The following is a 24682-nucleotide window of genomic DNA, read 5'->3' as shown; positions in this document are numbered from 1 at the left end:
GGTCAGCCGGTCGGGGGATTAGTGCAGGCAGCCTATACGGTCGAAAACATCGATCAGGCGATGATGCATTATGTGAAGACGCTGAATATCGGGCCTTGGTTTGTGAGCGGTCCTTTCGTGCCTGCGAAGGGAATGTATCGAGGCCAGCCGACCGACATGAGCCTGACTCTCGCCGTCGCCTTTACCGGCCACATGATGATCGAGCTTATTGAGCAGCACGACACCAAGCCGTCGGTCTATCAAGAGACGATCAAGGTCGAAGGTCACGGTTTCCATCACTGGGCCGTCTGTTCCAAGGACTTCGATGCGGACGTCGCCCGCTACGAGGCTGCCGGCTATCCAGTCGTGTTCTCCGATCTCTCGCCGCGCGGTGTGCGGATCGTCTATGTCGATACCCGCCGCGACTTGCCGGGCATGCTTGAGGTGATCGAGACGACGGAGACGCTTGAAGGCATCTATCACAGCTACTTCGCAGCGGCGCAGAGCTGGGACGGCAAGGATCCCATCCGGCGCTGGTCACTCAAACAAGGGGCCTCGACGTGAGAACCCAGGATCTATTCGACGTCACCGGCCTTTCTGTCGTCATTACCGGCGGTGCCAAAGGCATGGGTCGGGCCTTCGCCGAGGCAATGCTCGACAATGATGCACGCGTCGTCTTGCTGGACAAAGACGAGGCGAGCCTTGATCAGGCCGTGTCCGAGCTCAAGGCGCGTGGCGATGTGGCAAGCGTTGCCGTCGATGTTACGGATCGCGATGCAGTCAGGGCCGCTGTCAACAAAGCGGTCGAACGAAACGGCCGTCTCGATGTCGTGTTCGCCAATGCGGGCATCGACGCCGGACCGGGGTTTCTGTCGATGGCCGGCGAACGGGATCCGGAGGGTGCGATCGAGGCCGTCCCGGACAGGCTGTGGGACAAGGTCATCGATACGAATTTGACCTCGATCTTTTCGACCATTCGAGCCGCTGTTCCGCATATGAAGCGACAGAACGGCGGACGCATCATCCTGACCTCGTCGATTGCGAGCATCAGGCCAGGCGCTATCGTCGGTATGCCCTACCAGATATCGAAGGCGGGTGTGTCGCACCTCGCCAAGCAGGCCGCACTTGAGCTCGCCCGCTACAACATTCTGGTCAACGCAATCTTGCCGGGTCCGTTTCTGACCCAGCTCACGACGCCCGACCTCAAAAAGCGCTTCGAAGCTGGCAGTCCTCTTCACCGCGTCGGTCGACCCGAGGAGATACAGGGGCTGGCGCTTTTCCTGGCTTCACCAGCGTCTAGCTACATCACCGGGACCCATATCGTCATCGATGGCGGTGCCTTGCTTGGTCGCGCTGACTGAACTGATCGAACGTTAGGCCACGAGAGACACGATGAAAGCCGCTGAACTGTTTGACCTGTCCGGACATATCGCCGTCGTTACAGGCGCTGCGTCTGGCCTTGGACTCGCGATTGCGCAAGTGATCGCAGCCAATGGAGGGCGGGTCGCAATGCTTGACATCGACGAGGGCAAATTGATGCAGGCGGCGGCTGCCATCGACGAAGCCGGTGGAGCCGTTGACACTTTCTGCATCGACATAGCCGAGGCGGGCAGCGTCGAAGCTGTCGTGGATGCTTACGTCGAAAGATATGGCCGGCTCGATTGTGTGTTTGCGAACGCAGGCGTGAGCGGTGGCCCCGGATACGGCAAGCCCGAAGGCGAGCTCAAGTCGGCGTCCATGGAGCTTTGGGACGCCTGCCTTCGGGTCAATCTTGATGGCGCTTTTCGGACAATTCGCGTGGCGGCAAAGCATATGAAGCCACGGCGGCACGGATCGATCGTCGTGACGTGTTCCGTCGCGGCGCTGCGGGCGTCGGCGCTACCGAGTTACGGCTACCACGCGGCAAAGGCCGGCATTGCACAGGTGGTGCGCGTCGCGGCTCTCGAGCTCGGTCCTCACAATGTGCGTGTCAATGCCATCGCGCCAGGTCCTTTTCGGACGAATATCGCCAATGGCCGGATGCATACGCCCGAAGGTGCCGCGGCGTTCGCAGATACCGTACCCTTAGGGCGGCTTGCCGAACTGGATGAGATCAAGGGGCTCGCGCTGCTGTTGGCATCGCCGGCTTCCACATACATGACCGGTGCGATCATTCCGATCGACGGCGGAACGCAGGCCTGAGGGCCGCATACTTGGAAAATCAGGAGAGTATCGATGGATATCGGATTTATCGTTGACGGTGGTGCGGTTGCGGCCGAGGGAGGGGGCACTTTCGAGCGCAAGGATCCCATGACCGGTAAGGTCGCGACACGCGCGCCGGCTGCGACGCTCGCAGACGTCGAGAAGGTCGTCGCTGCTGCGGCCAAAGCGTTCGAGACCTGGTCAGGGACAGGGCCCTCGCTGCGTCGCGGCCTCCTTCTGAAGGCGGCTGACCTTATGGAGAGCCGTACCAACGACTTTATCAAGCTGATGCTCGAGGAGACCGGGGCAACGGCGCCTTGGGCTGGCTTCAATGTCCATCTCGCCGCCGGCATCTTGCGCGAAGCTGCAGCTCTCACCACCCAAATCACCGGCGAAGTCATCCCATCCGATAAGCCCGGTATCTGGTCGATGGCGGTACGCCAGCCGGCCGGCGTCGTCCTCGGCATGGCGCCGTGGAACGCCCCGGTCATCCTCGGCACGCGGGCAATCGCGGCGGCGCTCGCCTGCGGCAACACGGTCATCTTGCGTTCGTCAGAAACCTGTCCCGGAACGCATCATCTTATCGGCCAAGTTCTGAATGATGCTGGCTTCCCCAAAGGAGTCGTCAACGTCCTGTCGAATGCACCTTCGGATGCGCCCAAGATCGTTGAGGCGTTGATTTCCAGTCCTGCCATACGCCGGGTCAATTTCACAGGCTCAACCAAAGTCGGTCGCGTCATCGCCAAGCTCGCGGCGGAGCATCTCAAGCCTGTCCTGCTGGAACTTGGCGGCAAGGCGCCTTTGGTCGTTCTGGATGACGCCGATCTGGACCAAGCGGTCGATGCTGCGGCCTTCGGCGCTTTCATGAATCAGGGGCAGATCTGCATGTCCACGGAGCGCATTATTGTGGATCAGAAGATCGCCGACGCGTTCGTCGCCAGACTCGCGGCCAAAGCCTCGACATTGCCGGCTGGCGATCCGCGTGAGCATGTCGTCCTGGGATCATTGGTCGATCTGGCGCCCGCCGAGCGCATGGATGCGCTCATCAAGGATGCCACCGGAAAGGGAGCGAAGATCGTCGCGGGCGGCAAGCGCAACGGAACGGTCGTCGAAGCCACCTTGCTCGACCACGTGACGTCGGAAATGAAAATCTACAACGAGGAATCGTTCGGACCCGTGAAATCGATCATTCGTGTCGCCGGTGTCGATGAGGCCGTGCGCATCGCCAACGACACTGAATACGGTCTGTCCGCTGCGATTTTTGGCCGCGATGTCTCCCGTGCCCTGACGATTGCGAAACGTATCCAGAGCGGTATCTGCCACATCAATGGGCCGACCGTCGCCGATGAGGCTCAGATGCCAGTTCGGCGGCACAAAGGCCAGCGGGTACGGCCGCTTCGGCGGAAAGGCCGTCATCAACGAATTCACCGAGCTTCGTTGGATAACGATCGAAGGTCCGCAGCACTACCCGTTCTAAGGAAAGACCAGGAGGTCCAGCATGTTCATCGGCAAAGCTCTCGACAATATCCGGGTGCTGGACCGCCTGCACAAAACATCAACTGTAGATCGCTCCTCAGAGCGGCGAGATCGACCGGTTGGGGCACAAGCATGGCTTAGCAACGCCGCTGCATAGTCTCACCTATCGACTTCTGCAGCCATTCCGCGAGGGTGCGCCGAAGGCAGCCCCTGGGGCTTGAGCGAAGCATGATGTGGCTAGGCCTCAATCGCAACAAGAAGGCAGTCACGCCTGTAGGAAATAGAAGAGGGATTATGTCCGTTGAAGCAAGAGTCGCCATCGTGGGCGCCGGCCCGGTTGGTTTGCTAAGCGCTCTTGGGCTCGCCCAGGCGGGCATCCCGGTTGTCGTCATCGAGCGTGCATCGGAAATCATCGCTTCGCCGCGCGCGATAGTTTATCATTGGTCTGTACTTGAGGGCCTCGACCGACTTGGCTTGCTTGAAGAGGCGCTAGACGTCGGGTTCGCCAAGCAGGACTATACCTACTTGGATTTCGCGACCGGCGAGAAAATCAACTACAGCCTGGACGTTCTCGACGGACGGACACCGTTCCCTTTCAATCTCCATCTCGGCCAGAATCTACTTGCCGGAATTGCGTTGCGCCGACTCCAGCAGTTTCCGCATGCCGAGGTTCGCTGGGGTGTGACAATGCGCGATCTGATGCAAGATGGCAGCGGGGTCACTCTCTCGGTTGACGGCCCTGAGGGCCCTTCCGAACTCCGTGCCGGATGGGTTATCGGCGCCGACGGCGCGACGAGCAACGTTCGAAGGGCCTTGCATCTGGAGTTCGAGGGTATCACATGGCCGAAGCGGTTCATCGCGGCCAACGTCCGGCACGATTTTTCGAAGCACGGCTACGCGCGCACCACCTTTCTGATTCACCCGACCCATGGTGCAATCATCGTAAAGCTCGATAGAGACGATCTGTGGCGCTGCACCTACAGCGAGCCGCTCGATCTACCCGAGGAGAGCATCGCCGAGCGTATGACCGCGTACTTCGATGTCATCCTTCCGGGAGCGCGCGACATTGAGGTCGTTGCATTTGCGCCTTATCGCATGCATCAGCGGGCAGCCGAGCGGTTCCGTGTTGGCAGAGTGTTGATGGCCGGCGACGCAGCGCATGCAACGAATCCCAGCGGCGCCTACGGGCTCACATCGGGATTGTTCGACGCATTTGCGCTGTACGAGGCGCTGGCTGCTGTCGTTCGCGGCGATGTCGACGACGCTATCCTCGATTGCTACGCCGAGGAGCGCCGCCGCATCTTCCTCGAGGTCGTCTCACCCGCGGCGGTCGACAACAAGCGGATCATCTTCGACACGACAGATCCGGAGCAGCACGAGGCCAATCTCATCCGCTTGCGCCGTCTGACGGACAAGGAGGTGCTGCTCGACCGGCTTATGCTGACGGTGCAAATGCGCAGCGAGGCGAGACCTCAGTAGCGTCTGAAGGCCAAGCCTCTGTTCGACGCCTGAAGTGTAGATAACGCGCCTCTTCAACGGGTTCGGCTTCGAGGCAGGCGGCTCGTTCCGGCTCGTTGGCGAGCAGATCGACGGCAGCTTCCTCTTGGGTGGCCAAACGAAGACATAGCGTGCTCAGAGCATTATTGTTATAACGAATTATTCTTCATCACCACGAGGCGCATATTGCGCTGCAGCGGGCCCCGTCAGACTACACGCGGAGCAGGAGATGGAAGCCAAGCGCGAGTTCAGAGGCTCCGATACTCACGGTGTTCTGCAACGGTTTGGGGCCGACATCCGTGCAACAAGTGAGGGGCATGGGTGGTCTTCGATCTACGCGTCGATCCAAAGGGAGAATCCCTTCGAGGGGCGGTTCGAAGCGATCGCTGACGACCTCATTGTTTTGCACCGTAGCGGCCCCGTGCAGACGACCTTTGCATCCGGCGGGCACGTCACTTCACGTCGCATTCCAAAAGGAAGCATCTTTTTTTTGCCAGCAGGTCATGCGTGCGAGGTGGGATTGCATGGGGCGCTGGACACTCTCCACATTTATCTCCGCGCAAACCTGGTTTCTGTCAACAATGTTACACCGTTGCTGGTGGAACGGGACGTGGTTATACAGCATCTGGCGCAGGCGGTTGAGCAGGCGGTTTGCGAAAAGGTCTCGAATTCAGATCTCTTCATCGATCCGATAGCACGGGCGCTTGCGAATAGGGTCTCCGCGATCAGCAGGAGCAGCGAACCGTGGCGGGTTCAGACGGTTGGGCTGCCGGACTACGAACTTCGGCGCGTTAAGGATTTCATAGAAGCCAATCTCGAGGGTGAGATCACCCTTGCTGCGATGGCCAGCGCGTGCGGCATCGGCACAAAGTCGTTCGGTCGAGCTTTTGCGGCAACAACCGGCAAATCACCATACCAATATGTGATCGCGGCACGGGTCGAACGGGCCAAGCGATTGATCGAGCAAGACCAGGAAGGCCTCGCTGAGATAGCACTCCGCTGTGGCTTCTCCCATCAGGAACACTTGACGCGTGCCTTCCGCAGGCTGACGGGTCAAACGCCCGGTCGGTACCGTCGCAGTGTCAACTGACAAGCAGCTAGGGCCAATGCAGAAACGCTCCGATCCACCATCGCCAGCCGCAGCGCAAAATAAGCATACCGCGCGGCCTTTCGACGGAGGCGATTTCCATTCCGTACTGCGACACTTCGCCGTGAAAGGCCAACTGTCGAGTGCGGGGCTCGGCTGGTCGACGATGTTCGCATCGGTTCAGCGGGAAGAGCCGTTCAGGGGCCGCTTCGAAGCCAATGCCAACGCCCTGCTGGTGACTGCAGCTGGTGGACCAGTCGATGTTACCTATCGGATCGATGGGCGTGTCGTATCCAGGCACTTGCAGGAGAAGGGGATCTTTTTCCTACCGCCGCGCCGCGACTGTGAGGTGACGCTAAATACGCCGTTGAATTCGATCCATGTGTACCTGCGTCCTGAACTGTTTTCTGGCTCTGAAGATAAAGCGCAGAACTCCGATTTTGGCCTCTTGCCCTTGTTGGGTGAGCCGGAGCCCCTAACCGGCAATCTCCTGGCCGTGGTGGAAGAAATGGTGCGTGAGGGCGATACCTCGTGTTCCCTTCTGGCCGATTCGATTGCGCATGCAATAGCCAATCGCCTTTTCGTCCTCAATGCACGGGAGCGAAAAGCACCGTGTGCTGTGGAACGCCAGCTGAGTACACGTAGCGTCCGCTCGATTCGTGATTTTGTCGAAGCTAATCTCGCGGATTGCATCAAGCTGGACGATTTGGCTGCGATCTGCGGCGTAAGTCCCGAGTATTTCATAAGGGTGTTCAAGTCTTCGCTGGGCGTGTCTCCTCACCGCTACGTTGTGGGGGTGCGAATTCATCATGCGAAACTGCTCCTGACGGATCCAAACATTGGCCTTGCGGAAATTGCGAGGCAGTGCGGGTTTGCGCACCAGCAGCATTTCACAAACACGTTCCGTCGTATGACGGGTTTGTCGCCAGGCGCTTATCGACGGGCAATGAATTAAGGACTCCAAGATCTGCCTTTTCGATCTGAACGCTCGTTCGTTTCCTGTAAACGAAGCGGACAGTTTGTGTCAGTTTCCTGCAAATCGGTCCGGTTTGTGCAGGCTTAGCCACCCGGCATGTCCTACTTTCACCTCACGTAGAGGCGCCAGACGCAATCAAGGCGCCGACGATAGGGAGAGACGCGCATGGCATTGTTCGATGCCGGGCGAGGGTGCTCGCATATCCGAATTGGCCAGCATTCGCTTGGGGAGCCCTGGACCTCGGGTGATCTTGCTGCGCAGGAAAGTGGGCCGCTGCGATGAAGGGCTGGTCTCCGCTCGTCGTCGGGATTGGCGGAACGTTGCGCGACGGATCAACCTCGGAGAGGGCGCTGCGCCTGGCTTTGACGGAAGCCGCGCGGCTCGGTGCGAGAACGCAGATTTTCGCCGGGCAATCGTTGAATCTCCCGCACTACGACAGCATTGAACGTACGGAGCGTGCGACGTCGTTGGTCGAAGCGCTGCGCACCGCAGACGGCATCATCATAGCCACCCCAAGCTATCATGGCTCGATCTCCGGCCTGGTCAAGAACGCAATAGACTATACCGAGGATCTCCGCGCGGACGCGCGCAGCTATCTTGCCGGACGCGCTGTCGGCGCCATCGTATGCGCGGGCGGAGCCCAAGCCATGGGAGCGACGCTCGGAACTCTGCGGACCATCGTTCACGCGCTACGGGGTTGGCCGACTCCATTTTCAGCGGTGATCAACACCGCGCAGAGGCCATTTTCTGCAGATGGTGCGTGCAGTGATCCGATCATAGCGCAACAGCTTGCATTCGTGGCCGAGCAGGTCGTCGAGTTCGCGAAGATGCGGCGGCTATACGAGAGCCGGCGCAATGGGCTGGCGCCTCAAGAAATATCAGAAGCCGCGCCGGCGCAATGCGCCTAGAACGCGGCCGCAAACGACCATAACGGGAAACAATAGGGAGGGGTCATGAGCAGGAATCGCATCCTTAGTTATGAAAATCTCGTTGTCGTCTTGATGGGGTCAGCGTTTGGCTTCGTATTCTTCGACCGTCTTGCGCTGAATTTTCTATCTCCGTTTCTGATGCCTGAGCTCCAACTGAACAACACCCAGCTGGGTGCCCTCTCGGCTGGCCTGGCTCTGACCTGGGCAATCGCCGGCTATGCGGTCGGCACTCTTTCGGACTATTTTCAGAATCGTAAGACGCTCCTGGTCTGCGCGATAGTGATCTTCTCGATGTGCTCGGTAGGATCCGGTCTCGCCAATTCGTTTCTGACGCTGCTTGCCGCGCGCCTCGTCATGGGATTTGCGGAAGGGCCTGTACTTCCGATCGCGCAATCGATCATGGCGGCGGAATCGTCGGAGCACCGTCGCGGCTTCAACATGGGCGTTCTGCAGAATTTCTTCAGCGCGCTCCTGAGTAATTTTGCCGCTCCTCTGCTGCTCGTCGCAATTGCGCAGATCTACGGCTGGAGAAGCGCTTTCTACATTGCAGCGGTGCCTGGCTTCGTGGTAGCCGCCCTGATTGTCGCGTTTATCCGTGAACCTTCGTCGGGGGGCGCTCCGATATCGACTGCTTCTGCGCGCAACACGATCCCGCTTTCGACGATGCTGAAACATCGCAACATCTGGGTTTGCGCGATCGTGAGCTGCCTAATGGTGGCTTGGCTCCTGATCCAGATAACGTTCCTCCCGATCTACCTGGTGCAGGTCCGCGGTCTGTCGCCCAGCGCGATGAGCGTTGCCCTGGCCGCGACCGGTATCGCAACGGCCGCGTCTTCGATCATCGTACCGGCGCTGTCGGATCGATTTGGCCGCCGTCCGATCCTCATCTTGTCAGGCTTCGTTGGCGTGATTGCCCCGGTGACCACCGTCATGTTCGACGGACCTTTGCCGTTGATGGTGTTGTTCATGGGTGTCGGCTATCTCGCCATTGGCGGCTTCTCGTTGTTTATGGCCACCGTGCCGTCCGAAACAATCCCGCCGACCCATGTTGCTACCGCGCTTGGCTTCATCATGGGGGTTGGCGAGCTCGCGGGAGGCTTCGCTGGCCCGGCCCTCGCCGGGATCGCTTCCGACGTGTTCGGTCCGTCCAGCGCGATGTGGATCGCCGCTACGCTTTGCATCTGTGCAGGCTTGCTCTGCCTGATGCTGGACGAAACTGCTCCGCGGGTGCTCGAGCGCCACAAAAGAATGATTGTGAGTTCGCCGGCATAAATTCTTATCGACGGTTAGCCGCAATCGCGCTCAACGGAAACGTCAGGAGATAGAAATGAACGTTCAGGCCATGCGCAAGAGCCTGCCGGTACCGGAACCTCGCCTCACTCCGCAGGAACTGATCGATCGTGCGGCTTCGATGAGGACGCTGCTGCGGGAATCGCAAGACGAGACCGATGAGCGGGGACATTATTCGGACGAAATCCAGCAGAAGTTCATCGATGCTGGATTCTATCGGATCTTGCAGCCCAAAATGTTTGGTGGCTACGAGTTCGATTACGAAACATTTTTTCGCGTCATGGTGGAGATATCGCGCGGTCATCCGTCTGCAGGGTGGTGCTTGACATTGGCCGCTTCTCATGCGCCGGTCATAGCCGCGCACTGGTCGGAAGCCGCGCAGATCGAAATCTTCGGTTCATCCGGACATTTCGCGTCACCGCACCGGGCTGCCCCCGGGGGCACATGCCTGCCGGTCGAGGGCGGCTATATCATCAATGGTGTTTGGCCATATTCGTCGGGAATACCGCACAGCACGCATTTCCTGGGCGCAACGTTGCTTCAAACGTCGTTCCCACCACGCATTTTGAACTTTGTTGTGCCGCAGGGGCAATACACAATTCTGGGCGATTGGGGTGGAGACCGCACCTTGGGCATGCGCGGCTCCGGCTCGAACAGCGTCAAGCTGGACAATGTCTTCGTGCCCGAGCACATGACCGCGTTTTTCGACGCGCTGGGTGTGAAGCAGGATCTCTCCGACGGCACACCCGGAACGCGATTGCATGGCAACCCCATGTATCTTGGCGTTCTCATGGGTCCCTATCACGCGTCTCTGACATCGCCTATCATCGGTGCCGCGCGCGCGGCGATCGATGAATATCGCGATATCCTGTTCTCGCAAAACACATTTGTTCCACCTTTCATCAAGCGCGCCTTCGAGACTGATTTCCAGGTCAACTATGGCCGCGCCATAGCGTTGACCGATGCAGCCGAAGGCGTGCTGCTCCAGGGCTTGCGTAAGCACATGGACTACTGTCAGCGGTGGGCGAAGACGGGTTTGCAAGCCTCCGCGGAAGAAAACTTGCGACTCTGGGGAATGCTGCAGACCGGCGCACGTCTTGCCTGTGAAGCCATCGAACTCTTGTTCCAGACCGCCGGGTCGACCGCGGCGCGGAAGGGCTCGAGGATGCTTCGATACTTTGGCGACGCTCAGATGTATCGAGGACACATGTCCTCCCAATACATGACCTTCGCGAAGTACATTGGTCGCAGCAATCTCGGGCTGCCGACCGGTTTTCTGGATCTCTGAAGAAAGTCGGAGGGGGACGTGACCCAAACTAAAGCAAAACCTGCTCCGTTGGTGCTGTCAGATCAGGGATTCTTTTGGACCGGTTTGGTCCGCCAGCAGACACCGAATGGCACCATCGCTGCGGGCCAGATGTTCGTACAGTATCAGATCCCGGAGCACATCCGGCATCCATATCCTATCGTGATGGTCCACGGAGGTGGGGGGCAGGGAACGGATTTTCTCGGTACTGCCGATGGACGGCCGGGATGGGCCACTTACTTTCTGAAACAGGGTTACGCGGTCTATGTCGTCGACCGCCCAGGGCACGGTCGCTCGCCGCTGCATCCGGAGGCCCTGGGTCCGATGACACCTCCGCTGACCTACGAATTTGCCATGACCTTGTTTACCGCGCCTGGCAAGCAGGCGAACAGCTGGCCGAACGCGCAAAAGCACAATCAGTGGCCTGGTTCGGGCGTCATCGGCGATCCAGTTCTGGACCAATTCATCGCGACCCAAGGTCCGTTCCTTGTCTTCTTGGCACAGACGCAACAGCTGATGCAGCGAGCCGGAGCCGAATTGCTGGATCGTATCGGTCCGGCGATCCTGCTCACCCATTCCATGGGCGCTCCGTTCGGCTGGCTCGTGGCCGATAGTCGACCGAACCTGGTGAAAGGCATTGTGGCGGTCGAGCCAATGGGGCCGCCTTTCGCCCAATTGCCGATGGGGCTCGGTGACCTCTCTTACGGACTCACTGCGATCCCGATGACGTTCGATCCGCCCGTGAAAGGCCCAACTGAACTGCGGCGCGAAATCCGCAAGGCTCAGAAGCCGGGGCTGGCGGACTGCTTCGTTCAGAAACAGCCGGCGAGGCGTCTTCCCAACCTGGCGTCGATTCCCATTGCTGTCGTGACATCCGAGGCGTCGGCCTGGTCCATGCACGACCACGGCACCGTCGACTATCTCGTTCAGGCAGGGGTGCGAGCCGTCCATCTGCGGCTCGAAGACCATGGCCTGCGCGGCAACGGCCACCTGATGATGCAAGAAAGGAACAGCGATGACATCGCTGCTTTCCTGGAAAGGTGGATCTCGGAATATGTGAGGTCACGACCAACATAAATTCGATTCTTCGCGCCGCACTTGTGGTGAAGCAGCGGCTGGAAGGTGCGAGTGAGATGGTCCGGTTTGTCAGCAGACCGTTAGCGCAAGAGGAGTGCGAGATGGCGAAGAAGGGATATTGGGTCGGTCACATCAACGTCACGAGCCCGGAGCGCTACAAGGACTACATCGCGGCCAACGCCGCACCATTGAAGAAGTACGGGGCGCGGTTCCTTGTCCGAAACGGTGCATGCGAAGTGCACGGCGACGCACTTCAAGGGCGTCGCCACGTCGTCATCGAGTTCGAAAGCTACGCAATAGCCAAGGCCTGCCACGACTCACCCGAGTATCAGGCGGCGGCCAAGATTCGCGACGAAGCCAGCACCTCCGATTTCGTCATGATCGAGGGCCACGAGGACTAACAGCGATCCGCGGCGGGGACTGGCAACTTACGATTAAGAGCCTAGCCGGAGGTGGAGACGCTAATTCGTTCCACAGTATGCCGGTCAGTATCCGTCGCCGTAGCGGCGGGGCTTGCACTCCACCTTCTCGCTCATGCTGGAGAAGGCGCGATGACGTCGAGGGGCGTGCGCAAGGATCAGGAGCACCATCAAATGAAAGATATCGAAGATAAGGTCGCGTTCATCACGGGAGGCGCGAGTGGGATCGGGTTCGGAATGGCCCGCGCGTTCTTGCAACATGGGGTAAAGGTCGTTATCGCGGACGTCCGTCAATCGCATCTGGATGCGGCGGCTTCCGCCCTCGATCGCTCCAACAAGAACTACCATCTGATCCGTCTAGACGTTACCGACCGCGACTCAATGGCACGGGCCGCGACGGAGACCGAGAAGGTATTCGGCAAGGTCCACATACTCTGCAACAATGCAGGCGTATCGAGCATGGTGGCTATGGAAGACGCGAGCTTCGCGGATTGGGATTTTGTGATGAACATCAACGTCGGGGGCGTCGTCAACGGCGTCGCGACGTTCGTTCCCCGGATTCGGGCGCATGGAGAAGGTGGTCACATCGTCAACACCTCCTCGATGGCCGGCTTTCTCGCTCTTCCAAATCCCGGCGGCATCTACTCGACATCCAAATTCGCGGTGCGCGGCCTGACGGAGTCGTTGCGTATGGCGCTCGGACCGCACAACATTGGCGTTTCGCTCCTTTGTCCCGGTCTGGTTCGCAGCAATCTCGTCGACACGACGCTTCACCTCAACACGTCCGGTTCTGCTCAACCGGCGGGTGGCCCGTTCGCGGTCGGCGGTTCGCCATTGGAAGCCGGGATGGACCCTCTCGCCGTAGGCGAACGGGTGGTCGAAGGAATCGTCGGGAACGAGCCATACATTCTTCCGCACGGCGAATTCAAAGACGAAGTCGCAGAAGCGTTCGGAGAGATACTTCAGTCGTTCCCCATCGATCGAGATATCGATCCGAAACGGCAACAGTTCGAAGCGATGCGCCGGCAAGCGACGACGGAGGCCAAGCGCTTGGCTGCAAGCATCGGTTAGAACTTCGGTCTGGCGATCGAGGAGGGCGCCGATCTCCATTGGACGCCCGCTCGCCCGAGTCATTCGAAAGACGTCGCAAGAATCGGAGGGAAGCAATCCTCCGGACAAACAGCCGCTCTCAGCGCGGCCTATCAGGGAGGTGTCGATGCGAAGTGTTATCGCAGCTGCAGGGCTGTGCGTGGTCTGGTCCGTTCTCGCGGCGCCGGCCGTAGCCGAAGACCAGCCCGGTATCACCGCCACCGAGATCCGCATCGGACAGACCATGCCCTATAGCGGGCCAGTCTCCGCCTTCGGCATCCTCGGCAAGGGCGAGGTCGCATATTTCAAGATGGTCAACGACCGCGGCGGCATCAACGGCCGCAAGGTCAACCTGCTCTCGCTCGACGACAGCTACGTGCCCCCCAAGACCGTGGAGCAGACGCGCCGGCTGATCGAGAGCGACGACGTCTCGTTCATCTTCTCGACGATGGGGACCGCGCATAACACGGCGATCGCCAAATATCTGCAGGGCAAGAAGGTGCCCCAGCTGTTCGTCGCCTCGGGCGCCTCGAAGTTCGGCGACCCCGCGCAGTTTCCCCTCACGCTGATGGGCGTGATGGCGCCGTTCCGGAACGAGGCCCGCCTGTATGCGCGCTATGCCCTGCAGAAGAAACCCGACGCGACCTTCGCGGTGCTGGCGCAGAACGACGATTTCGGACGCGACTACCTCGCCGGGCTCAAGGACGTCCTCGGCAGTCGCTACGAGACGGCAGTCACGGCGGCGGCCTACGAGACGACTGAGCCGACGATCGATTCCCAGATCGTGAAGCTCAAATCGACCGGTGCGGATGCGCTCGTGATCGCCGCGGCGCCGAAATTCGCTGCGCAGGCGATCCGCAAGACTTACGAGATCAACTGGCGTCCGATGATGTTCCTGACCAATGTGTCGGTATGGATGTCCTCGGTGATGGAGCCGGCCGGGCTCGACGCCGGCACCGGCATCATCTCGAGCGCCTATGTCAAGGATCCGCTCGATCCGGCATGGGCGGACGATCCCGGCGTAAAGGGGTGGCGCGACTTCATGGCCAAATACGTGCCTGACGGCGACATCCGCGATGCCAACTACGTCAACAGTTACAACAATGGCATGGCGCTGGAGCACGTGCTCAAGGCGGCGGGCAACGACCTCAGTCGCGAGAACATCCTGCGGCAGGCGCTGTCGATCAAAGATTTGGAGTTGCCGATGCTGCTGCCCGGCATCAAGGTCAACACCGGCGAGAGTGACCATCTGCCGGTCGAGCAGCTGCAGTTCATGCGCTTCACCGGCAAGCAGTGGGAGCGGTTCGGCGAGGTGCTCTCGACCAAGTAGCGCCGATATCGAACCGCATGCAATGATGTCGAGGCAGGTTGGTCCGCGGGTGTTGCCATTGCGCTGCAGCAAACGACGGGAGCGATTGTATTGAAAATCGAGGGCCATTGGGTTTTACTCCGCGGCACCGAAGCCTCGAACCCTTGGTCTGTCGGATGCAGGCGACGTCGAATTTTGGGGTGCAGGAGACGCACGGGATCCTGAACCGCTTCCAGGCCGAATTCCGCGGCTCGAGCGAAGGGCTCGGCTGGTCATCCGCATTTGCCTCGGTTCAGCGCGAACGGCCGTTCGAGGGGCACTTCCACGCACTATCCGACAATCTGATGGTGTTACATCGGGGTGGCCCGGTCGACATCACGTATGTGATGGAGGGCAAGTCGGTTGCTCGGCACATCCCGCGCGGTGGCGTTTTCTTCCTGCCGGCGGGCCATGCATGCAACGTGCTCCTGCGCGAACCGCTGGAATCTACCCACATCTATCTGCGCTCCGACCTTTTCGCCGGCCCTGACGGGTCGCCTACCGTGATCGGCGCCCTCGCGCCGATGCTCGGCGATCAGGACGCGGTGCTGGAGCATCTTGCCTCGGCGATCGGTGATACCATCACCGGTGGTCTGCCGGCCTCGTCGCTCTTCGTCGATCCGATCGCGCAAGCGATCGCTAACCGTTTCGTGGCGATCAACTTCCACAAACCGAGCACGGAAGCCGGCAAGCACCCGAACCTGCTCAGTGGCAGGCAGATGGCACGCATTCGCGAATTCGTCGATGCCAATATCGATGGCGATATCCGCCTCGACCAGCTGGCGGAGCTGTGCGGCCGCAGCACCGAGTATTTCGTGCGGCTTTTCAAGGCGACCAGCGGCGTCTCGCCTTATCAATACGTGCTCAATTTGCGCATAGAGCGCGCCCGGGCGCTGCTTGCCGACGAGACCTTAAGTCTGGCCGAGATCGCGCTGGCTTGCGGCTTCTCCCATCAAGAGCATTTCACGCGGATGTTCCGCCGCTTCACCGGCATAACACCCGGACGATACCGACACAGCCACTAGGTCCCGCTGATCTCGGCCCCGGGCGGTCGAAGGCCCGATCCGGCCCTGCATTATTTTTCCGGTTTTGTGCAGATTTTCTTCGGTTTCGTGCAGGCCCGCCGCGCCAGCCCGCCCCTAACTTCCTTCCCAACGACATGAGAACGCCGGTTCGCCGGCTTGGGAGGATTGCCATGAGCATCGCGCTGGCCGATGCCGGAGGCGCGTCCGTTGCGACGGCCGGTGATGCCGGCAAGGGCGCGTTTGCCTATTGCTCGCAGCAATATCGCGTCCTGTTCGGTACTGGCACCTCGGCGCGACTCGGCGAGGAGGCAAAGCGCCTCGGCGTCAAACGGGCGCTGGTGCTGACCACAAGCGAGCAGCACGAGGTCGGGCGACGGCTCGGCGTGGGCCTCGGTGATAGGCTCGCCGGACTGTTTGCCGGCGCACGCATGCATACGCCGGTCGAAGTCACCAACGAAGCGCTTCGCATTGTGGAGTCCCGCGACATCGACGGGCTGGTCGCGATCGGTGGCGGCTCGACGGTCGGACTCGGCAAGGCGCTCTCGCTGCGCACGGGGTTGCCGCATATCGCGATGCCGACCACCTATGCCGGCTCCGAGATGACGCCGATTCTTGGCGAGACCAGCAACGGCATCAAGACCACGCAGCAATCCCAGGATCTGGTGCCTGATACCGTCATCTACGACGTCGATCTCACCGTCAGCCTGCCGCCGCGCATCTCCGCCGCCAGCGGCCTGAACGCGATCGCCCACGCCGTCGAGGCGCTTTATGCGCCAGACGCCAATCCGCTGACCTCGCTGATGGCGGAGGATGGTATCGCCGCGCTTGCCCGCGCGCTACCGCGCATCATGGTGGCGCCCGCCGATCCCGGCGCCCGTCGCGATGCTCTCTATGGCGCCTGGCTGTGCGGCGTTTGCCTCGGCGCGGTCGGCATGTCGCTGCACCACAAGCTCTGCCACGTGCTGGGCGGCGTGTTCAACCTGCCGCATGCCGAAACTCACGCGATCGTGCTGCCGCACGCCGCTGCCTACAACGCCGCCGCGGCGCCTCAGGCCATGACTCGCGTCGCGCGGGCGCTGCACAGCGCCAATGCTCCGCAGGGCCTGTTTGACCTTGCCCGGCAGCTCGCGCTGCCGCGCGCGCTCGCCGACATCGGAATGCCCGAGGACGGCATCGCACGCGCCGCGGAGACGGCAGTGCGCAACCCGTATGCCAACCCCAGACCGATTGATCGCGCCCTGATCGAGCAATTGATCGCGGCAGCTTGGCGCGGCGATGCGCCCGCGCAGGACTGAACCTCAGGGATCAAGGACAATACGATGGCCAATTTCAACGAGCACAATCTCACTGACGAAGTGGTTCGCAGCTTCGCCAACACGCCGAACAAGCGGCTGAAGTTCCTCATCGAGGAGACGGTGAAATCGCTGCATGATCTGGTGCGCCGCACCGAACTCACCTTCGAGGAATGGAATCAGGCGATCGAGTTCCTGACCCGAACCGGCCAGACCTGCACGCCGCTGCGCCAGGAGTTCATCCTGCTCTCCGACGTGCTCGGCGTCTCGATGCTAGTCGACGCCGTCAATCACCGCGAGCGCGAGGGCGCGACCGAGACCACGGTGCTCGGCCCGTTCTATGTCGGCGAGCACCGCGTTACGCCGCACGGCGCCAATATCTCCGAGGGCATCGTCGGTGAAGTAATGTTCGTGCAGAGCCGCGTCACCGACCTCGCCGGCAAGCCGCTCGCCGGTGCCGAGATCGACGTCTGGCATGCCGACGACGACGGCTTCTACGATTCGCAGAAGGCCGATTACGCGACCCACGGTCCGTCGCTGCGCGCGCGCTTCGTCACCGATGCCGACGGCCGCTTTTCGTTCCGCACGATCTTGCCGTGCAGCTATCCGATCCCGACCGACGGCCCGGTCGGCGATCTCATCACCGCCACGCAGCGTCATCCGATGCGCCCCGCGCATGTTCACTTCCTGGTCAAGGCCGAAGGCTACGAGCCGCTGATCACCCACGTCTTCCTCGATGGCGACCAATATCTGCGCAGCGACGTGGTGTTCGGCGTCAAGGACGAGCTCATCGCGCGCGTCGAGTCGCGCAACGAAGCAGCGCTCCCGAACGGCGAGCGGGTCTCCGGCCCGTGGCACCTGATGACCTACGATTTCCAGATGAAGCCCGGCGCGGGGCTGGTGCCCCGGCCGATGATGGCGGCGGAATGACGATCGCAACCAACAACACGACCAAGGAGAGGATGATGACCAGCAAACCGATCGAGACCGACGTGCTTGTCGTCGGCAGCGGCCCGGCTGGCGCGACGGCGGCGGCGCTGCTCGGCATGTACGGCGTCAAGCACATCTTGGTGACGAAATATGGCTGGCTGGCTGACACGCCGCGCGCCCACATCACCAACCAGCGTGCGATGGAGGTGCTGCGCGATCTCGGCCTCGAGGACAAGGCGGTGGCGCAGGCGGTGCCGCAGCATCTGATGGCCAACAACGTGTTCTGCGAAAGCCTCGCCGGCGAGGAGTTCGGCCGGCTCTATTCCTGGGGCAATCATCCCTCGCGCAAGGCGGATTACGATCTCGCCAGCCCGACCCGGATCTGCGACCTGCCGCAGAATTTGCTCGAGCCGATCCTGATCGAGGCCGCCGGCCAGCGCGGCACTTCGCTCTGCTTCAACACCGAGTTCGTCGATCTGGTGCAGGACGCCGACGGCGTCACGGCAACGGTGAAGGATCGGCTATCCGGCGAGACCTACCAGATCCGCGCGAAGTATCTGATCGGCGCCGATGGTGGCCGCAGCCGGGTTGCCGAGGTGATCGGGCTGCCGATGGAGGGCCAGATGGGCCGCGCCGGCAGCATGAACATCATCGTGCAGGCGGACTTGAGCAAATACGTCGCGCACAGGCCGAGTGTACTCTATTGGGTGCTGCAGCCGGGCGCGCAGATCGGCGGCATCGGCGCCGGCCTGATCCGCATGGTGCGGCCCTGGAACGAATGGCTGATCATCTGGGGCTACGACATCGAGCAGGGCGAGCGCAAGCTCAGCAATGACGAGGCGATCTCGATCGTGCGCAATCTCGTCGGCGACGAGACGCTGGAGGTCAAGGTTCGCTCGACCTCAACCTGGACCGTGAACGAGATGTATGCCGGCCACTACGCGTCCGGCCGTGTGTTCTGCGTCGGCGATGCCGTGCACCGCCATCCGCCGACCAACGGCCTCGGCTCCAATACCTCGATCCAGGACTCCTATAATTTGTGCTGGAAGCTCAAGCTGGTGCTCGAGGGCCACGCGGCACCGTCGCTGCTCGAGACCTATTCGGCCGAGCGCCAGCCGGTCGGCAAGCAGATCGTGACCCGCGCCAACAAGAGCATCGGCGATTTCCCGCCGATCTTTGAGGCAGTGGGCCTCGTCGCTTCGACCGATCCGGCGGAAGCACGCAAGGCGATCGCCGCGCGCAAGGCGCCGACCGCCGAGGGCAAGGCGCGCCGCAAGAAGCTCTATGAGGCCATCGCCAACAAGAGCTACGAGTTCAACTGCCACGGCGTAGAGCTGAACCAGCGCTACGGCTCGACCGCCGTGGTGTCCGACGGCACGCCGATGCCGGCCTTCACCAGGGATCACGAACTGTATTATCAGGCAACGACCTGGCCCGGCGCGCATCTGCCGCATGTCTGGGTCGAGCATCATGGCCAGCGCAAATCGACGCTCGATCTTGTCGGCAAGGGCCGTTTCACGCTGCTCACCGGGATCGGGGGCGATGGCTGGAAGGCGGCGGCTGCCGCAGTCGAGAAGACCTACGGCCTGCCGGTGGATGTCGTCACCATCGGCCCGCAAGGCTGCGATGCGCTCGACATCTATGCTGACTGGTATCGCCAGAGCGAAGTCGACGAGGACGGCTGCGTGCTGGTACGGCCCGACATGTATGTCGCCTGGCGCGCCAGAGAGGCGGCAGTGAATGCCCCCGACGTGCTGCTCGACGTGTTTGGCCAGATCCTCGGCCGTGGTGCGAAGGAGCAGGCGAAGTCCGTCGCCGCCGCGTGATGCGAGCTGCGCGGATAAATTCTTCAAAACGGAATGAAAGGCAGCCGGCTTGAAGACCGGCTTGCCTCAAGGGAGGGGAAAATGACCAAGGACCTACTGAACATAAAGTCTTTCGATCGCCGCCGTGTGCTGCAGGGCATCGCCGGTGGTTTCGCCGCCGCGGGCGCGACGACCTTGTTCGCGCCGCCGGTGCGGGCGGCAAGCAAGCCGATCAAGATCGGCTATGTCTCGCCAAAGAGCGGTCCGCTGGCGGCCTTTGCCGAAGCTGACGATTTCGTGCTCGGTGAGTTCAGGAAGTTCATCAAGGATGGCGTCAAGGTCGGATCACAGACCTACTCGATCGAGGTGGTGACGAAAGACAGTCAGTCGAATCCGAACCGCGCCGCCGAGGTCGCCAAGGAGCTGATCACCCGCGACAATGTCAGGCTGATCGTGGTCGGCGCCACGCCCGAGACCAACAACCCTGTGGCGACGCAGTGCGAGCTCGAGCAGGTGCCGTGCATCTCGAGCGTGGCGCCGTGGCAGACCAACTTCATCGGCCGGCAGGCCAATCCGGGCGATCCCAAGAGCTGGAAGCCGTTCGAATATACCTTCCACTATTTCTGGGGGCTGGAGGACGTGATCGGCGTCTTCACCAGCATGTGGAGCCAGGTCGCGACCAACAAGTCGGTGGGCGCGCTGTTCCCCAACGACGCCGACGGCAACGCCTGGGGCGACACCACCATCGGCTTCCCGCCCGTGCTGGCCAAACAGGGTTTCAAGCTCACCGATCCCGGCCGCTTCCAGAACCTGACTGACGATTTCAGCTCGCAGATCGCGGCATTTCGTGGTGCCGATGCCGAGATCGTCACCGGCGTGATCATCCCGCCCGACTTCACTACGTTCTGGAACCAGGCGCGGCAGAAGGGGCTGAAGCCGAAAGTCGTATCGGTCGCCAAGGCGCTGCTGTTCCCCGCATCGGTGCAGGCGCTCGGCAAGGGCGGCAACAACATCTCGACCGAGGTGTGGTGGACGCCGACCCATCCTTACAAGTCGAGCCTCAGCGGCGTCAGCGCGGTCGATCTCGCCAAGGGATATGAGCAGGCCTCTGGCAAGCAATGGACCCAGCCGATCGGCTTCGTGCATTCGCTGTTCGAGGTCGCGATCGACGCCATCAAGCGCTCTAGCGACCCGAGCGACGGCGCGGCGCTGGCGAAGGCGATCGGGGCCACCAAGCTCGATACGATTGTGGGCCAGGTCGCATTCGGCTCCAGCGCGGTGCCGCCCTTTGCCGCGAAGAACATCGCCAAGACGCCGCTGGTCGGCGGCCAGTGGCGGCTCAGCGGCGACAAGTACAACATGGTGATCACGGACAACAAGCTGGCGCCTCAAATTCCGCTCGGCGGCGATATGCAGGCGCTGAGTTAGCCCAAGCATCGAAGGCAGAAGATGCGTGGCGTTGCTGCGCATCTCCTCTCCGCCGAAACCAGATGTGGACGACCATGCTCGAACTCCACGCCATCTCGAAACGGTTCGGCGCCATCGTGGTTGCCGACGCGATCGACCTGACGCTGTCCTCGGACGAGGCGCTGGGCGTGATCGGACCGAACGGCGCCGGCAAATCGACCCTGTTCAACCTGATCACCGGGCTGCTGCGGCCCGATGCCGGCCGGATCGTTCTCGATGGCGCCGACATTACGGGTTTCTCGCCCGAGGCACGCTGTCGCGCCGGCATCGGACGCTCGTTCCAGATTCCGCAACCGTTCGACCATCTCTCGGTGTTCGAGAACCTTGCGGTCGCCGCGCTGTTCGGCGGCGGCCTGTCGGAGGCGGATGCGATCCAGCATTGCGGCCGCATGCTCGATCTGACCGGCCTCGAAGCCAAGGCCAATCGGCTCGCGGGCAGCCTGCCGCTGCTCGATCGCAAGCGGCTCGAACTGGCGCGGGCGCTCGCCACCCGGCCGCGCACGCTGTTGCTCGACGAGATCGCGGGTGGCCTCACCGATGCCGAATGCCACGAGCTGGTCGAGACGATCAGAACCATCCATGCCGAAGGTGTCGGCATCATCTGGATCGAGCATGTCGTGCACGCGCTGCTCGCCGTGGTGCAGCGACTGGTCGTGCTGAACTTCGGTAAGGTCGTGGCGCAGGGCGTGCCGAACGAGGTGATGCGCTCGCGCGAGGTCGAGACCATCTATATGGGCGTGCCGGCATGACCGCGCTGCTCAATGTCACGGCGCTCGATGCGTTCTACGGCGATTTCCAGGCGCTGTTCGGCATCGACTTCGAGCTGAACGAGGGCGAGGCAGTCGCAGTGATCGGCGCCAACGGCGCCGGCAAGTCGACCATGCTGAAATCGCTGGCGGGGTTGGTCAAGAACCGTCCCGACGCGATCTGCCTCGAGGGACGGGCGATCGGCGATGCGTCCGCCGCCAGCATCGTCCGGCTCGGCCTCGCGCTGGTGCCGGAGGGGCGCCAGCTGTTTCCCTCGCTCAGCGTCGAGGAGAACCTCCTGATCGGCGCTTATGGCGGCGAACGCAGGGCGCCGTGGGATCTCGCCGCGGTCTACCGCATGTTCCCGGTGCTGAAGGAGCGGCGGCGCGGCGCCGTCACCGCGCTGTCGGGCGGGCAGCAGCAGATGGTGGCGATCGGCCGCGCGCTGATGTCCAACCCGTCGGTCTTGCTGTGCGACGAGATCAGCCTCGGCCTCGCGCCGATCGTGGTGGAGGACATCTACCGCATGCTGCCGCAGATCCGCTCTGGCGGTACCGCCGTCGTGCTGGTCGAGCAGGACATCGCCCGCGCATTGCGGGCTTCGGATCGCTTCTACTGTTTGCAGGAGGGAAGGGTGACGCTGAGCGGACGGCCAAGGGATGTCGACCAGGACACCATCCGCGCGGCCTATTTCGGAGCATGAGGAAGCGATGAGCGGGTTCGACACCATCATCGAAGGCGTGCTGCTCGGCGGCGTCTATGCGCTGTTCGCGCTCGGCCTGTCGCTGATCTTCGGCATCATGCGCCTTGTCAATCTGGCTCATGGCGATCTGATCCTGCTTGCCGCCTATCTGGTGCTCAGCGCCACCACCGCGCTCGGTCTGCCGCTTGCGGCCGCATCCCTGCTGGTCGTCATCACGATGTTCGTGCTCGGCTTCGTGCTGCAGCGGCTGGTGCTGGAGCGGGTGCTCGGCGACGACATCCTGCCACCGCTGCTCGTCACCTTCGGCCTGTCGATCGTGATTCAGAACGGACTGCTGCTTGGCTACGGCGCCGACAGCCGCAGGCTGCAGGCAGGCGCCTTCGAATCCTCGTCGGTGGCGCTTGCCCCCAGCCTGAGCGTCGGGCTGGCGCCGCTGACCGCGTTGGTGACGGCTGTTGCCGCCGTCGCGCTGCTCCAGCTCATCTTCTATCGCACCTCGCTCGGCCGCGCCTTCCGCGCCACTGCGGATAATCCCGCGATCGCGCAGTTGATGGGCGTCAACGAGCGCAATGTCTACGCCATCGCGGTCGGACTGTCGCTCGCAGTGTCGGTGATCGCCGCTATTGTGCTCGGTATCCGCTCCAGCTTCGATCCGTCGATCGGCCCGGCGCGGCTGCTCTACGCATTCGAGGCGGTGATCATCGGCGGGCTCGGCAGCCTGTGGGGGACGCTGGCGGGTGGCATCGTGCTCGGGTTGGCGCAGGCGATCGGAGGGCGCATCAATCCGGAATGGCAGATCCTGGCCGGCCATCTCGCCTTCCTTGCCGTGCTGATGGTGCGGCCGCGCGGCCTGTTCCCGGCGAGGCGGACATGAGCGTCGAAAGCATCCGTATCCCGGCAAGCCGCGAGCAGTGCCCGGCGGAGGCGCCGGTGTGGCAGGTTCGGGTCGGCACACGGCTGTCGCGCGTCGCGGCCGTGGCCGGCATCGCGCTGATCGTGGCGCTGGCCGCGCTGCCCGCGATCGCCTCGCGCAACCTGATCCAGGATCTGATCTTCGTCTTCACCATGCTGACCTTGGCACAGCTCTGGAACGTGCTGGCCGGGTGGGGCGGGCTGGTATCGGTCGGGCAGCAGGCGTTTGTCGGGCTCGGCGCCTATGCGCTGTTTGCCGGCATCGTGATGGCCGGGCTCGATCCGGTTGCGGCGATCCCACTGGCCGGACTGTTCGCGGCGCTGGTCGCGGCGGTGCTCGGGCCGCTGCTGTTCCGGCTGGAAGGGCCATATTTCGCGATCGGCAGCTGGGTCGCCGCCGAAGCGCTGCGGCTGATCTGCGCCCAGTTCAAGTCGCTCGGCGGCGGCACCGGGATGTCGATCTCGCCGGGCGAACTGTCGCAGATGGTCGGGCTGAAGGCGGTGCAGGCGCTGCTTGGCCTGCGCCCGGCGGCCGCGCGTGACGTGCTGGTTTACTGGCTGGCGCTGCTGCTTGCCGTGCTGGTCACGCTCGGCATCTACGCCTTCATGCGCTCACATCACGGCCTTGCGCTGGCCGCAAGCCGTGACAACGCAGCGGCGGCGCGCAGCGTCGGCGTCCGCACCGCGCGGGTCCGCCACGTGCTGTGGGTCGCCGTCGCGTTCGCCACCGGCATGGTCGGCGCGGTGGTTTATTTGCAGAAGGCGCGTATTTCGCCTGATGCAGCCTTCAGCGTCACCGACTGGACCGCCTATGTCATCTTCATCGTCGTGATCGGCGGGGTGCGCACCATCGAAGGCCCGATGGTCGGCGTGCTGCTGCTGTGGGGGCTCGTCACCTATCTCGCCCAGTATGGCAGTCTCTATCTGGTCGTGCTCGGCACGCTCGCCATCCTGATCATGCTGTTCATGCCGAGGGGTATGTGGGGCGTGGCAGCCCGCTGCTGGCAATTGCAGCTATTTCCGACACAACGCTGGCTCGGCCGGAGCGAGTCCAGTCCAACGCCATTGTGACCGACCTTGTGCCGAGTAGCTTCGTCCGTTCAGAAGCGCCACCAATCCATCTTTGGAAAGGAGGCGCTCGGGCGTC

The 24682-nt window shown here is 62.1% G+C and carries 22 protein-coding genes and 1 pseudogene; all 23 read left to right on the top strand.

Annotated features, from left to right (window positions below; all coding sequences use genetic code 11):
- Positions 1 to 21: 21 nt before the first annotated feature.
- The 23 genes and pseudogenes from ACVWYQ_RS13080 (at position 22) to ACVWYQ_RS12970 (ending at position 24606) form a co-directional block, all read left to right on the top strand.
- Complete coding sequence (locus ACVWYQ_RS13080; protein WP_271543834.1) at positions 22 to 543, top strand: VOC family protein; 522 nt, start codon at positions 22 to 24, stop codon at positions 541 to 543.
- Positions 540 to 1340 (top strand): SDR family NAD(P)-dependent oxidoreductase, encoded by an 801-nt coding sequence (locus ACVWYQ_RS13075; RefSeq protein ID WP_456725689.1) that lies wholly within the window; start codon positions 540 to 542, stop codon positions 1338 to 1340. The genes ACVWYQ_RS13080 and ACVWYQ_RS13075 overlap by 4 nt, the downstream gene beginning before the upstream one ends.
- A 31-nt stretch (positions 1341 to 1371) precedes the next feature.
- Positions 1372 to 2160 (top strand): SDR family NAD(P)-dependent oxidoreductase, encoded by a 789-nt coding sequence (locus ACVWYQ_RS13070; RefSeq protein WP_456725688.1) that lies wholly within the window; start codon positions 1372 to 1374, stop codon positions 2158 to 2160.
- Positions 2161 to 2193: 33 nt separating this feature from the next.
- Positions 2194 to 3637: pseudogene (locus ACVWYQ_RS13065) on the top strand (aldehyde dehydrogenase).
- A gap of 293 nt (positions 3638 to 3930) precedes the next feature.
- Positions 3931 to 5115, top strand: coding sequence for an FAD-dependent oxidoreductase (locus tag ACVWYQ_RS13060; protein WP_456725687.1), 1185 nt, complete (start codon positions 3931 to 3933; stop codon positions 5113 to 5115).
- A 247-nt stretch (positions 5116 to 5362) separates the two neighbouring features.
- Complete coding sequence (locus ACVWYQ_RS13055) at positions 5363 to 6223, top strand: helix-turn-helix domain-containing protein (RefSeq protein ID WP_271543844.1); 861 nt, start codon at positions 5363 to 5365, stop codon at positions 6221 to 6223.
- A gap of 16 nt (positions 6224 to 6239) precedes the next feature.
- The gene (locus ACVWYQ_RS13050) at positions 6240 to 7175 is read left to right on the top strand and encodes a helix-turn-helix transcriptional regulator (protein ID WP_271543846.1); all 936 of its coding nucleotides are present in this window, start codon (positions 6240 to 6242) and stop codon (positions 7173 to 7175) included.
- Between the two features lie 299 nt (positions 7176 to 7474).
- Positions 7475 to 8104 (top strand): NADPH-dependent FMN reductase, encoded by a 630-nt coding sequence (locus ACVWYQ_RS13045; protein WP_271543848.1) that lies wholly within the window; start codon positions 7475 to 7477, stop codon positions 8102 to 8104.
- Positions 8105 to 8149: 45 nt separating this feature from the next.
- Positions 8150 to 9397, top strand: a complete 1248-nt coding sequence (locus ACVWYQ_RS13040; RefSeq protein WP_275502663.1) for an MFS transporter — start codon at positions 8150 to 8152, stop codon at positions 9395 to 9397.
- Between the two features lie 55 nt (positions 9398 to 9452).
- The gene (locus ACVWYQ_RS13035) at positions 9453 to 10703 is read left to right on the top strand and encodes an acyl-CoA dehydrogenase family protein (RefSeq protein WP_271543854.1); all 1251 of its coding nucleotides are present in this window, start codon (positions 9453 to 9455) and stop codon (positions 10701 to 10703) included.
- A gap of 18 nt (positions 10704 to 10721) precedes the next feature.
- The gene (locus ACVWYQ_RS13030) at positions 10722 to 11798 is read left to right on the top strand and encodes an alpha/beta hydrolase (RefSeq protein WP_456725686.1); all 1077 of its coding nucleotides are present in this window, start codon (positions 10722 to 10724) and stop codon (positions 11796 to 11798) included.
- Between the two features lie 101 nt (positions 11799 to 11899).
- Complete coding sequence (locus tag ACVWYQ_RS13025; RefSeq protein WP_271543858.1) at positions 11900 to 12199, top strand: DUF1330 domain-containing protein; 300 nt, start codon at positions 11900 to 11902, stop codon at positions 12197 to 12199.
- A gap of 192 nt (positions 12200 to 12391) precedes the next feature.
- Positions 12392 to 13288, top strand: a complete 897-nt coding sequence (locus ACVWYQ_RS13020) for an SDR family oxidoreductase (RefSeq protein WP_456725685.1) — start codon at positions 12392 to 12394, stop codon at positions 13286 to 13288.
- A 145-nt stretch (positions 13289 to 13433) separates the two neighbouring features.
- Positions 13434 to 14636, top strand: coding sequence for an ABC transporter substrate-binding protein (locus ACVWYQ_RS13015; RefSeq protein WP_271543861.1), 1203 nt, complete (start codon positions 13434 to 13436; stop codon positions 14634 to 14636).
- A gap of 155 nt (positions 14637 to 14791) precedes the next feature.
- The gene (locus ACVWYQ_RS13010; protein WP_404655546.1) at positions 14792 to 15679 is read left to right on the top strand and encodes a helix-turn-helix domain-containing protein; all 888 of its coding nucleotides are present in this window, start codon (positions 14792 to 14794) and stop codon (positions 15677 to 15679) included.
- Between the two features lie 170 nt (positions 15680 to 15849).
- Entirely contained in the window at positions 15850 to 16974 is a 1125-nt protein-coding gene (locus ACVWYQ_RS13005) for a maleylacetate reductase (RefSeq protein WP_271543865.1), read from the top strand.
- A 24-nt stretch (positions 16975 to 16998) separates the two neighbouring features.
- On the top strand, positions 16999 to 17901 hold the full coding sequence (locus tag ACVWYQ_RS13000; protein WP_404655549.1) for an intradiol ring-cleavage dioxygenase: 903 nt from the start codon (positions 16999 to 17001) through the stop codon (positions 17899 to 17901).
- Positions 17898 to 19727, top strand: coding sequence for an FAD-dependent oxidoreductase (locus ACVWYQ_RS12995; RefSeq protein ID WP_456725684.1), 1830 nt, complete (start codon positions 17898 to 17900; stop codon positions 19725 to 19727). Before ACVWYQ_RS13000 ends, ACVWYQ_RS12995 begins: the two co-directional genes overlap by 4 nt.
- Before the next feature lie 81 nt (positions 19728 to 19808).
- Entirely contained in the window at positions 19809 to 21134 is a 1326-nt protein-coding gene (locus tag ACVWYQ_RS12990; RefSeq protein ID WP_404655553.1) for an ABC transporter substrate-binding protein, read from the top strand.
- Positions 21135 to 21196: 62 nt separating this feature from the next.
- Positions 21197 to 21922, top strand: a complete 726-nt coding sequence (locus ACVWYQ_RS12985) for an ABC transporter ATP-binding protein (protein ID WP_456725683.1) — start codon at positions 21197 to 21199, stop codon at positions 21920 to 21922.
- Positions 21919 to 22623, top strand: a complete 705-nt coding sequence (locus ACVWYQ_RS12980) for an ABC transporter ATP-binding protein (RefSeq protein WP_135162188.1) — start codon at positions 21919 to 21921, stop codon at positions 22621 to 22623. The genes ACVWYQ_RS12985 and ACVWYQ_RS12980 overlap by 4 nt, the downstream gene beginning before the upstream one ends.
- A gap of 7 nt (positions 22624 to 22630) precedes the next feature.
- Positions 22631 to 23497 carry a branched-chain amino acid ABC transporter permease gene (locus tag ACVWYQ_RS12975; protein ID WP_404655558.1) on the top strand — a complete coding sequence of 289 codons (867 nt, stop codon included), beginning with the start codon at positions 22631 to 22633 and terminating at the stop codon, positions 23495 to 23497.
- Positions 23494 to 24606 (top strand): branched-chain amino acid ABC transporter permease, encoded by a 1113-nt coding sequence (locus ACVWYQ_RS12970; protein ID WP_456725682.1) that lies wholly within the window; start codon positions 23494 to 23496, stop codon positions 24604 to 24606. Before ACVWYQ_RS12975 ends, ACVWYQ_RS12970 begins: the two co-directional genes overlap by 4 nt.
- Positions 24607 to 24682 lie beyond the last annotated feature (76 nt).

The organism is Bradyrhizobium sp. USDA 3397 (genome assembly GCF_054060965.1).
Note: the sequence above shows the minus strand (reverse complement) of the source record. Positions and strands in the feature narration are given on the sequence as shown.

Excerpts from the sequence above, each read along its gene's own strand:
- ACVWYQ_RS13025 (WP_271543858.1), top strand. The coding sequence starts at position 11,900 with ATGGCGAAGAAGGGATATTGGGTCGGTCACATCAACGTCACGAGCCCG.
- ACVWYQ_RS13000 (WP_404655549.1), top strand. The coding sequence starts at position 16,999 with ATGGCCAATTTCAACGAGCACAATCTCACTGACGAAGTGGTTCGCAGC.
- ACVWYQ_RS13020 (WP_456725685.1), top strand. The coding sequence starts at position 12,392 with ATGAAAGATATCGAAGATAAGGTCGCGTTCATCACGGGAGGCGCGAGT.
- ACVWYQ_RS13070 (WP_456725688.1), top strand. The coding sequence starts at position 1,372 with ATGAAAGCCGCTGAACTGTTTGACCTGTCCGGACATATCGCCGTCGTT.
- ACVWYQ_RS12980 (WP_135162188.1), top strand. The coding sequence starts at position 21,919 with ATGACCGCGCTGCTCAATGTCACGGCGCTCGATGCGTTCTACGGCGAT.
- ACVWYQ_RS13035 (WP_271543854.1), top strand. The coding sequence starts at position 9,453 with ATGAACGTTCAGGCCATGCGCAAGAGCCTGCCGGTACCGGAACCTCGC.
- ACVWYQ_RS13045 (WP_271543848.1), top strand. The coding sequence starts at position 7,475 with ATGAAGGGCTGGTCTCCGCTCGTCGTCGGGATTGGCGGAACGTTGCGC.
- ACVWYQ_RS13040 (WP_275502663.1), top strand. The coding sequence starts at position 8,150 with ATGAGCAGGAATCGCATCCTTAGTTATGAAAATCTCGTTGTCGTCTTG.
- ACVWYQ_RS13050 (WP_271543846.1), top strand. The coding sequence starts at position 6,240 with ATGCAGAAACGCTCCGATCCACCATCGCCAGCCGCAGCGCAAAATAAG.
- ACVWYQ_RS13055 (WP_271543844.1), top strand. The coding sequence starts at position 5,363 with ATGGAAGCCAAGCGCGAGTTCAGAGGCTCCGATACTCACGGTGTTCTG.
- ACVWYQ_RS13010 (WP_404655546.1), top strand. The coding sequence starts at position 14,792 with ATGCAGGCGACGTCGAATTTTGGGGTGCAGGAGACGCACGGGATCCTG.
- ACVWYQ_RS13005 (WP_271543865.1), top strand. The coding sequence starts at position 15,850 with ATGAGCATCGCGCTGGCCGATGCCGGAGGCGCGTCCGTTGCGACGGCC.
- ACVWYQ_RS12985 (WP_456725683.1), top strand. The coding sequence starts at position 21,197 with ATGTGGACGACCATGCTCGAACTCCACGCCATCTCGAAACGGTTCGGC.
- ACVWYQ_RS13060 (WP_456725687.1), top strand. The coding sequence starts at position 3,931 with ATGTCCGTTGAAGCAAGAGTCGCCATCGTGGGCGCCGGCCCGGTTGGT.
- ACVWYQ_RS13015 (WP_271543861.1), top strand. The coding sequence starts at position 13,434 with ATGCGAAGTGTTATCGCAGCTGCAGGGCTGTGCGTGGTCTGGTCCGTT.
- ACVWYQ_RS12970 (WP_456725682.1), top strand. The coding sequence starts at position 23,494 with ATGAGCGTCGAAAGCATCCGTATCCCGGCAAGCCGCGAGCAGTGCCCG.
- ACVWYQ_RS12990 (WP_404655553.1), top strand. The coding sequence starts at position 19,809 with ATGACCAAGGACCTACTGAACATAAAGTCTTTCGATCGCCGCCGTGTG.
- ACVWYQ_RS12995 (WP_456725684.1), top strand. The coding sequence starts at position 17,898 with ATGACGATCGCAACCAACAACACGACCAAGGAGAGGATGATGACCAGC.
- ACVWYQ_RS12975 (WP_404655558.1), top strand. The coding sequence starts at position 22,631 with ATGAGCGGGTTCGACACCATCATCGAAGGCGTGCTGCTCGGCGGCGTC.